A 9,608-nucleotide genomic window follows, 5' to 3' on the forward strand; every position below is an offset into this window, starting at 1 on the left:
TCCTCGGTTGGCGCGATGGCCGCTCCGGTCGCCGCCACCCGACCCGTGCGGGCCGGTCAGCCACTCCTCAGCCAGCCCGGCGACGGCGCGCAGCCGCTCCTCGGTTGGCGCGATGGCCGCGGAGGCCGCTCCGATCGCCACCACCCCCGCTCCTTGCCGCCCGGCGGACCAGTTCCTCCGCTGCCCCCGCCGCAACCGCGCGGCCCGCCCTCCAACCCACCCGCGCAGCCACCCCAGCCCGCCCTCACCCATTCCCGTTCATGAAAACTCTTCATTTTCCTCTCGGCTTTTCGCTCATCTGAGCGAGAATGCTGTGAGCCAGACCACCTTTCGGGCAAACGGGTGGCAAAAGTGCCCTTCTTCCCATGGTTTTCCGCACCCGCCGGGATCTAGCCTGGGCGCCATGGAATTCGCCGTCGCGCCGACGGATGCCGGTGTCGCCGGCTCGCTGGAGGAATTGACCGTCGTGGTCGGGGGTCATCGGCACAGCGCGCTCGCGGCCGGGCCCGAGTCGGGTGAGCTCGTCCTCTTGCTGCACGGCTTTCCCGAGTTCGCCGACGCCTGGACCGAGCAGCTCCACGCGCTCGGCGAGGCCGGTTACCGCGCCGTGGCCGTCGACCAGCGGGGGTACGCCAGGGAAGCGCGGCCCGAACGGGTCGAGGACTACCGCATCGAACTGCTCGTCGCCGACGCGCTCGCCTTCGCCGACAGCCAGGGCGCCGACCGGTTCCACCTGGTCGCGCGGGACTGGGGCAGCATGGTCGCCTGGACGCTGGCCACGACCCACCCGCACCGGCTGCGCTCGCTGGCCGTGCTCGGCACGCCGCACCCCGCGGCGCTGCAGCAGGCGATCGCGATCGACGACGGGCAGGCCCACGACCTCGGTTACGTCCGATTCTTCCGCCACCAGGCCGGAAAAGCGGAGAAATTCCTGTTACGCGACGATGCCGCACAACTACGCGCGGTTTACGACCGGCGAATACCCGTCGAAATCCTCGAACGCACCGTCGCGCGCCTTTCGGAGCCCGGCGCGCTGACCGCGACGCTGAATTGGTACCGCGGCGCCACGAACGACGTTTACGACATCCCGGCGGGCCGCGTCACCGTGCCGACCCTGTACCTGTGGGGCCGCGAGGACCCCTACCTCGGGCAGAGCGCCGCCGAGCTGACCGTGCACCACATCGACGCCGAGTACCGCTTCCAGATCATCGAGGGCGCCAGCCAGTGGATGGCGATGGAGACGCCGGACGAGGTCAGCGCCCTGCTCCTGGACCACCTCCACCGCCACTAACCGGTCTTGCGCACCAGCCCGGTGTACCCGACGAGCGCGAGCGTCGCCAGCGCCCAGATCGCGGCCTGGACCAGCCAGATCGCCATGGTGAACCACTGCCCGGCGGGGATCCCGGTGTTGAGGTCGCACCGCCCGCGCACCCCCGGCGACAGCGGCAGCCCGCGGTCCAAGCCGACGCCGACCAGCTCCACGGTCGTGCAGGGGATGCCGCGCGCGGCCGTGAGGTCCGACGTCCGCTCGGCGGCGCGGTGGCTCCCGTCGCCGACGTGCCCGGCCCAGAGCCCCAGCCCGCCGGCGGCGACCACCGCGAGCAGCAACGCCGCGGCGGTGCGACGCGCGCGGTAGCCGTACCCGGCCAGTGCGCCCCACAGCCCGTGGAACCGCCGCGCGGGCCAGCCGCCGATCGCCTCGGGCGCTCGTCGCTGCAGGTCGCGCTGCTGGGCGATGAGGATCCGGCGGGCGTTGCCGTCGTGGCCCGCGGCCCGTTCCGATGCGGCGAGCCGCTGGTACGGCCCGGGCCGGTACGCGGCCGTGTGCGAGCGGACCAGCTCCAGCCATTCGCTCCAGGTGACGCCGCCGAGCGAGCCGAACCGGAAGCCGTCGAGGTCCACCAGGCCGCTCGAGCCCACCAGCTCGGCCGGGAAGAAGACCGGTCCGTCGACCGCCGCGTCTTCGAGGCTCACGACGGTCCCGGCGCTGACGATCTCCGCCCCGGTGAAGTCGAGCCGGCCGCCGACCTGGGCGCCCAGCAGGCCGACCGTGGCGGCCGGGCCGGCGCCGGTCGCCTTCAGCCCGGCCGCCTCCAGGCTCTCCCTGATCCGGCACCGGTCGGCGACCACGGCGGGACCGGCGTCGTTCACGAGCGCGGCGCCCTCGAGGGTGCACGGACCGTCGATCCGGGCGCCCAGCAGCATCACCGCGCCGGCCTCGGCCGAGCAGGTCACCTTCAGCCGCGCGAGATCCAGGTGCGTGCCGACGTGGATGTCGTGGGCGCCGAGGCCGGGGCCTGACCCGGTGGTGAGCTCGGCGTCCCCGAGCAGGGCCCGGCCGGCGATGTCGGCGCGGCGCAGCCGGAGCACCCCCCACGGGCCGGCGGCGGTCAGCCGCGCACCGGTGAGGTCGAGGGTGTCGCCGACCACGCAGCCGTCGGCGGACAGCGCCGGGCCGTTGTCCGCCGTGACCTCGACTCCGCCGAGCTCCGCGTGGCCGCCGACCCGCGCGCCGTCGAGGTCGAGCGTGCCGGTCGCCCGCAGCCGGGCCAGGCGCAGGCCGGCCCCCACCTGGAGCCGGTCGCCGCTGAAGGCCGGTCCGGTGTAGTTGACGAGTTCGGCGTCCTCCAGGTAGAGCTGGCCGCCCACCTGCGTGTTCTGCAGGCAGACCGGGCCGTACTCCCCCGACCCGCTCGCGCGCAGCCCGACGCCGTGCACGCTGCCTTCGATCCGGGCGCTGTCGGCGCTCAGCGCACGGCCGCGAGGGTTGTCGAGCACCGCGCCGCCGAGGTTGATCTGGCCCTCGATCCGGGCACCGAGCAGCGAGATCGCGGCGTCCGGATCGACCCCGGTCACGGTGACGCCGGTGGCGTACAGGCCGCCGGCCCGGAGGCGGTCGGCGCCGACGGCCGGCCCGCTGGTGTTCACGAGCCTGGCGCCGTCGAGGTCGAGCTGGCCACCGACCCGCGCGCCGAGCAGGCGGAGCGCGCCCTCCGCGCCGGCCCCGGTCACCGTGGCCCCGGCCAGACGCAGGTCACCGTCGACGACCGCGCTGTCGGCGTGCACCACGGGCCCGGACTCGTTGCCGAGCACCGCGTCGTCGAAAGCGACCTCCCCGGCCACGTGGGCGCCGAGCAGGCGGATCGCGCCGCTGTTCCCGGCACCGGTGGCCCGCAGCGAGCGTCCCTTGAAATCCCGGCATTCGAGGTCGTCGAGGAACAGCGCGGGCCCGTCGGCGCTGCGGATCTCGGCCTGGGCGAAGACGACCAGGCCGTCGACGCGGGCGTCCCGCAGGCAGATCACGCCGAAGTCGCCGGAGCCGGTCGCGCGGACCCCGCTGAAGTCGAGGTCGTGGCCGATCCGGACGCCGGTGCCGTCGAAGCCCGCGATCCGGCTGCCGGACAGGTCGAGCCACGGCAGCCGGGCCTGCCGGGCGCTGATCTCGTTCACGGCCACGCAGTCGGCCAGCGCGAGACCCACCGTGGCTTCGACGTGGTCCAGGTTGAGCGTTCCGGCGATCCGGGCGCCGCCGACGCGCACCCCGCGCGGGTCCAGCGGGCCACGCAGGCCGAGCAGCAGCTCGCGCAGCACCGCGGCGCGCACCGGGGCGTCGGTCACGTAGGCGAGGCCGTGGCGGGCCGCGTCGAGCAGCTCGCGCTCCGCCCCGGTCAGCTTGTCGAGAACGGGGAGCGTCACGCTCCCAATCAACCAGGCGGGCGCAGGGCGTCCAGCAGCAGGTCCGCGTAGTGGTCGCCGACCTGGCGGGCCGAGAGCGTGCCGCCTCGGCGGTACCACGAGCCCAGGTGGTGCACCGAGCCGAAGAAGAAGTCGACGATCACGTCGGCCGGCTTGTCCGTGCGGAACTCCCCCGACTCCTGGCCTTCTTCGACCAGGCCGCGGAAGCGCTCGTGATACTTGCGGCGCTCGGCGCGCACCGCCTTCCGCTTGTCCGGCGAGAGCTGGTGCATCGACTGCAGGAAGATCGTATTGTCGTCGAGGTTGTCGATGCTGGACACGACGACATCAGACGCGGCGGCGCCGAGCCGTTCGCGCAGCGGCGCGTCGGACGAGGCGACGCTCTCCAGCTGCCGGGTCTGCTCGCGCAGGACGCGGGCGTAGATCTCGTAGAGCAGGTCGTCCTTCGAGCCGAAGTAGTGGTACATCGCGCCCTTGGTGACCCCCGCGGCTTCGACGATCTCCTGGACGGAAGTGCGGTCGAAGCCCTTCTTGGCGAACAGCTTCGTGGCGTGCTCCAGCAGCCGCCGGGGCACGGCGGCCTGCTCGTCACCACTCGCCTCACCGGGCTTACGGGTGCTCGCTCGGGTCACGGCCAGTACCCCTCTCCGCAGTCGAACGCACAGGATAACGGCTCAGCGGGCCCAGTCGAGGAACCGCCGGGGGTTGTCGACGAGCATCGTCGAGATGTCCGTTTCGGACACCCCGCGCTCCCGCAGCGCGGGCAGGACGTCGCGGGTGATGTGCAGGTAGTGCCAGTTCGGCGTGAGCACCGGGAGCTGGTCCTCGGGCAGCCAGTCGATGTAGCAGGACGCGTCGTGCGAGAGCACCATGCTGCCCGCGTACCCGCGCTCGCACATCGCCGCGACGGTGTTGACGCGCTCTTCGAACGGCAGCAGCAGGTCGAGGCCGAAGCGGTCCATGCCCAAGAGCGACCCGCGGTCGGCGAGCTCGGTCAGGTACCCGAGGTCGGTCGAGTCACCGGAGTGCCCGACCAGCACGCGGGTCAGGTCGACACCTTCGTCGGCGAAGATCGCCTGCTGTTCGAGACCGCGCTTGGTGCCGGCGTGGGTGTGGGTCATGATCGGCGCGCCGGTTTTGACGTGCGCCTTCGCCACCGCGCGCAGCACGCGTTCGACACCCGGGGTCACGCCGGGTTCGTCGGTGGCGCACTTGAGCAGCCCGGCCTTGACGCCGGTGCCGGCGATGCCCTCGCGGAGGTCCCCGACGAACATCCCGACGAGCGGGTCCTCACCCTGCAGCATCGTGCCGGGCCCGCGGAAGTGCAGGTAGTGCGGGACGTCGTTGTAGGTGTAGAGCCCGGTCGCGACGACGATGTTGACCTCGACCTCGGCGGCGACCCGCTGCACGCGCGGGATGTAGCGGCCCAGGCCGATCACCGTCGGGTCGACGATCGTGTCGATCCCGGCGTCCTTCAGCTCCTTGAGCCGCCGGATCGCCTCGGGGACGTGCTCGTCCTCGCGGAACCCTTCGTGCTCCGGGTAGTTCTCGGCGAATTCGGGGCTCAGCACGAAGAGGTGCTCGTGCATCAGCACCCGGCCCAGCGCTTCCGGCGCGATCGCGCCGCGGACGGTCTCGACCATTCAGCCCCTCGCTCGCAGTTCGCGGCGGAGGATCTTGCCGCTGGTCGTCTTCGGCAGCTCGTCGAGGACTTCGATGGTGCGCGGGTACTTGTAGGCGGCGAGCCGCTCCTTGCACCAGGCCACCAGCTCCTGCGGGTCGGCCGTCGAGCCCGGCACCGGGCTGACGTAGGCCTTGACCGTCTCGCCGCGGTATTCGTCGGCGATCCCGACCACGGCGGCCTCGCGGACCGCCGGGTGCGTGTAGAGGACGTCTTCGACCTCGCGCGGCCAGACCTTGAAGCCGGACGCGTTGATCATGTCCTTCTTGCGGTCGACGACGTAGACCCAGCCGCGTTCGTCCATGAACCCGATGTCGCCGGTGAGCAGCCGTCCGCCGGGCAGCGCCTCGGCCGTCGCGTCCGGGCGGTTCCAGTACCCCGAAACGACCATCGGGCCTTCGACGGCGATCTCGCCGGGCTGCCCGGCCGGCAGCTCTTCCCCGTTCTCGCCGAGGATCCGGACGATCGTGTCCGGCACCGGCAGGCCGATCGAGATCGTGCCCGACCCCGGGTCGATCGGCGCTTCCAGGTGGCCGGGCACGACGACACAACCGGCGGTGGTCTCGGTGAGGCCGTACCCGTTGTGGATGTAGTGCCCGGTCTTCGCGCGGAAGGCCTCGACGACGGCGGGCGGCAGCGCGGCCCCGCCCGAGTAGAGCAGGGCGAACGACGCGAAGTGGTCGCGGCTGAAGGACGGGTGGGCCATCAGCGCCATGTAGGCCGTGGACGGCCCGACCGTGTACGACGGCCGGTGCTCGAGGAAGGCGTCGAGCACGACCCCGGCGTCGAAGCGGTAGGCGAGGGCGAGCGTGCCCTCGATGTCGATCGCGGAGCCGACTTCGCAGACCATGCCGGTGATGTGGAACAGCGGCGCGAGCCCGAAAAGCGTCGAGCCCGCGGGGAGGCCGCTGAACGAGCCGAGCCCGGCGGCGTTGGTGCCGAGGTTGCCGTGGGCGTTGGTGGCGCCCTTCGGGGTGCCGCTGGTGCCGGAGGTGTAGCTGATGAGGGCGACGTCGTCGAGCGCGAAGGCGGGCTCCGGCGGCTTCGGTCCCGGCGTGGCGGCGGCGTCGAGAAGCTCGATGGCACCAGGGGTTTCCTCGCGGCTGACCTTGCCGAGCACCCGGTCGTCGTCGCGGGTCTGGAACTCGAGCTCGCTGGTGGTGAGGGCGATGGGAAGCCCCACCGCGGTCTTGGCGATGTAGGTGTTCCAGCCGCGCTGCGAGCAGACGATCGCCGTGACCCCGGCGTCTTCCAGGACGTGCGCGAGCTCGCGCTCGCGGTACATCGGGTTGACCGGGACCACGATCCCGCCGGCCTTCCACGCGCCGAGCAGCGCGATGACGAACTGCGGGATGTTCTGCAGCACCAGGGCGAGCCGGTCGCCGCGGGCGAAGCCGTGCGCGGTGAGGTGACGGGCGACACCGTCGGAGAGCTCGTCGAGGCGGCGGTAGGTGAGCCGCGCGTCGAAGTAGGCGATCGCGTCCCGGTCGGGCACGTGGTCGGCGGCCCGGCGGAACGTCTCGGGCAGCGTGGCCGGCTTCGCCGGTTCCGCGGTCCGCACCCGTTCGTCGTAGCTCGCGAGCCAGGGTTTTGTGTCGTACCAGCTCACTCCAGCGACCTCCTTTGGACACCGACCGGTCGGTATGCCGACGCTAGGAGGCCACGCGGTCCGCGTCAAGACCCGGCTCGCGCGACAATGGGCGGAGGTCGTGTTTCACCGGTGAACACGGACGCCGGTTCACCGCGGTTCACCTTTGTTCCGCTCGCCGCATTTTGCTGGACAAATCGCTGGTCCACGGACACGATAACCTCCGCGACCGCCTCGGTCGCACTCATTCGGAAAACCGCGCGCTTCCGGTTTGCTCCCTCTATGTTCACGCTAACTTGGAGTGATTCATGCCTGCTGCCACAGGACGTCATCGCCTCTCCCGACGCACGAAGATCACGACCGCCGTCCTCGGCCTGGCCCTCGCGGCCGGCGCACTGGTGATCGCCACGACGGTGGGTGACCCGAGCAGCGCCAACGCCGCTTCGGGCGCCGGGATCACCTGCCCGGACGTCGCCGGCCGGCTTCCCGCGGTGCCCGCCCCGGCGCAGGCCGAGGTGCAGCGCAACCTCGCGCTACTGGACACGCAGGTCGCCGAAGCGAACAACCGGCTCGTCACCAGCGCCGGGCAGGGCGGCCCGAACTTCGTCCAGAACGCGATTCTCGGCCCGCTGGCGGACAAACGGGCGGCCACGATCGACCGCATCGCCATCGCGATCGGCCGTCAGGGTGAGAAACCGCAGGGCCTCGGCAGGTTGGCCGCGTGCAGCCTGGGCGGCCAGCCCGGCACCGCGCCCCCGGCCACCACTCCGCCCGCGACGGCGGCGGCCGGCCGGATCAGCTGCCCCGACGTCGAAAGCCGGCTCCCGGCGGTTCCCGCTTCGGCGCAGGCCGAGGTCCAGCGCAACCTCGACCTGCTGGACACGCAGCTCGCTGAAGCGAACAACCGGCTCGCGACCAGCGCCGGGCAGGGCGGCCCGAACTTCGTCCGGAACGCCATCCTCGGCCCGCTCGAGGACAAGCGGTTCGCGACGATCAACCGGATCGCCACCGCCATCGGCCGTCAGGGTGAGAAACCGCAGGGGCTCGACGCGTTGGCGGCCTGCAGCATCTGACCGCGCCGGCCCGTGACGAATCGCCGAGCGACCGCTTAGTATGGTCTCCGACCCCGAGGAGGCAGTCATGTCCACTGTGGACGGAGTCCGGTACGCGGCGGACAGCGCGGTCGCCACGCTGACCTTCGACAAGCCCGAGCGGACCAACGCGATGGACGTGCCGATGCAGGCCCGCTACGGCGAGCTGCTGCGGCAGGCCGACGCGGACCCGGCGGTGCGCGCGGTGGTCGTGACCGGCGCGGGCAAGGCGTTCTGCCCGGGCGCGGACCTGGGGTTGCTCGACACGATCGTGGCCGCGCCCCCGGCCACCGGCGGCGGCCACGAGAACTTCCGCGACGTCCTGGCGGCGTCCTCGGTGGGCATCCCGGTGGTGGCGGCGATCAACGGCGGCTGCGCCGGCCTGGGATTCGTGATCGCGTGCTCGGCCGACGTCCGCTTCGCGGCGGCGGGCGCCAAGTTCACCACGGCGTTCTCCCGCCGCGGCCTGATCGCGGAGTACGGCATCGCCAAGCTCCTGCCGTTGCTGGTGGGCGAAGGCCGGGCGCGCGACCTCCTGCTGTCCGGGCGGACGTTCACCGCGGAGCAGGCGCTGGAGTACGGCCTGGTCCAGGAGGTGGTCCCGGCGGAGGAGCTGCCCCTGCGCGCCCACGCTTACGCGACCGAGCTGGCGACCTACAGCGCCCCGCGGTCGATGGCGGTGATGAAGGGGCAGTTCGCCCGCGAGGCCGAGCTGTCGTTGGAGGACGCGGCGCGCGAGGCGACGGCGTTGATGATCGAGTCCTTCGGGCGGCCCGAGCTGGCCGAGGGGCTGGCCAGCTGGAACGAGCGCCGGGAGCCGAAGTTCCCGCCTTATCCGGCGGGCTGAGCTCGACGGTTCGCCTCACAGCGCTTGAACAGGTAGTAGCCGACGACTTCGCCTTTGATGGCGACGTTCTGACCGGACGCGAGGAACTTGTCCCGGCTCTGCTGTCCCTGCTCGACGAAGACGAACGAGCCGTTCACGAGCTCCCAGCCCTCATGGCAGACCGAGTTGAGAACCGCGGTCGGGTCGCTTACCCGCTGTCTCGTGGTGCTGCCGACCATCGCGGCGATGATGGCTTTCTGGTTCATCACGTCGATCGAGTACTGGAACACGTGATCGCCGCTATGGAAGGCCGCTCGCGCCTGGCCGGCCGGAGACCGCTCGAACGCCGCCCGCACCCGCTCCGCTTCCTGCTGACGCTTGCGTTCCTCCAGCTCACGGCGCTGGCGTTCCTTCACGGCGAGGTCGGCCGCGACCTCGTCAGGCGTCTTCTTCTTGATCAGCGCCACAACCGGCCTCCGGGATCCGCACCCCACCAGGGGTGCACTCCCCCGGGAGTCGGCTTTGCGGGGCGGCGGGTTACGCGGAGTCGATCTCGGTTCGATGAAGCTCGCGAGTGCGGTGAGCCGGACCGAAGCCCGGCTCGCCGCGGCTGGTCGTGGGGGGGGGGGGGGGGGTTTCCCCCCCCCCCCACCCCCCCCCCCCCCCCCCCCACCAGCGGCCGTGGGGGGGGGGTGTGGTTCCCCCTCCCCAGCGAGCCCACACAAG

8 protein-coding genes are annotated in these 9,608 nt (G+C 72.0%); 3 read left to right on the plus strand and 5 right to left on the minus strand.

Annotation, left to right across the window (positions count from 1 at the left end; all coding sequences use genetic code 11):
• Positions 1-403 precede the first annotated feature (403 nt).
• The gene (locus ACZ63E_RS05140; protein WP_465334452.1) at positions 404-1,291 is read left to right on the plus strand and encodes an alpha/beta fold hydrolase; all 888 of its coding nucleotides are present in this window, start codon (positions 404-406) and stop codon (positions 1,289-1,291) included.
• On the opposite strand, the gene ACZ63E_RS05145 is transcribed toward ACZ63E_RS05140, so the two are convergent.
• From ACZ63E_RS05145 to ACZ63E_RS05160, 4 genes are read right to left on the minus strand one after another with little or no spacing between them, the layout of a single operon-like run.
• Positions 1,288-3,696 carry a hypothetical protein gene (locus tag ACZ63E_RS05145; RefSeq protein ID WP_465334453.1) on the minus strand — a complete coding sequence of 803 codons (2,409 nt, stop codon included), beginning with the start codon at positions 3,694-3,696 and terminating at the stop codon, positions 1,288-1,290. The genes ACZ63E_RS05140 and ACZ63E_RS05145 overlap by 4 nt on opposite strands.
• A gap of 8 nt (positions 3,697-3,704) precedes the next feature.
• Positions 3,705-4,328, minus strand: a complete 624-nt coding sequence (locus tag ACZ63E_RS05150; protein WP_465334455.1) for a TetR/AcrR family transcriptional regulator — start codon at positions 4,326-4,328, stop codon at positions 3,705-3,707.
• 42 nt (positions 4,329-4,370) lie between these two features.
• Positions 4,371-5,339, minus strand: coding sequence for a phosphotriesterase family protein (locus ACZ63E_RS05155; protein ID WP_465334457.1), 969 nt, complete (start codon positions 5,337-5,339; stop codon positions 4,371-4,373).
• On the minus strand, positions 5,340-6,986 hold the full coding sequence (locus ACZ63E_RS05160) for an AMP-binding protein (RefSeq protein ID WP_465334459.1): 1,647 nt from the start codon (positions 6,984-6,986) through the stop codon (positions 5,340-5,342). It lies immediately after the preceding gene.
• A 287-nt stretch (positions 6,987-7,273) separates the two neighbouring features.
• Here ACZ63E_RS05160 and ACZ63E_RS05165 point away from each other — a divergent pair, with 287 nt between their 5' ends.
• A complete protein-coding gene (locus tag ACZ63E_RS05165; RefSeq protein ID WP_465334461.1) occupies positions 7,274-8,038 on the plus strand; it encodes a hypothetical protein in 765 nt (254 codons plus the stop codon).
• Between the two features lie 67 nt (positions 8,039-8,105).
• Positions 8,106-8,903 carry an enoyl-CoA hydratase-related protein gene (locus tag ACZ63E_RS05170; RefSeq protein WP_465334463.1) on the plus strand — a complete coding sequence of 266 codons (798 nt, stop codon included), beginning with the start codon at positions 8,106-8,108 and terminating at the stop codon, positions 8,901-8,903.
• Here the strand turns inward: ACZ63E_RS05170 and ACZ63E_RS05175 are convergent.
• Positions 8,888-9,349, minus strand: a complete 462-nt coding sequence (locus tag ACZ63E_RS05175; protein ID WP_465334465.1) for a hypothetical protein — start codon at positions 9,347-9,349, stop codon at positions 8,888-8,890. The two genes, ACZ63E_RS05170 and ACZ63E_RS05175, sit on opposite strands and share 16 nt — an antisense overlap.
• Positions 9,350-9,608: the final 259 nt, after the last annotated feature.

Source organism: Amycolatopsis sp. NPDC104819 (assembly GCF_055583145.1).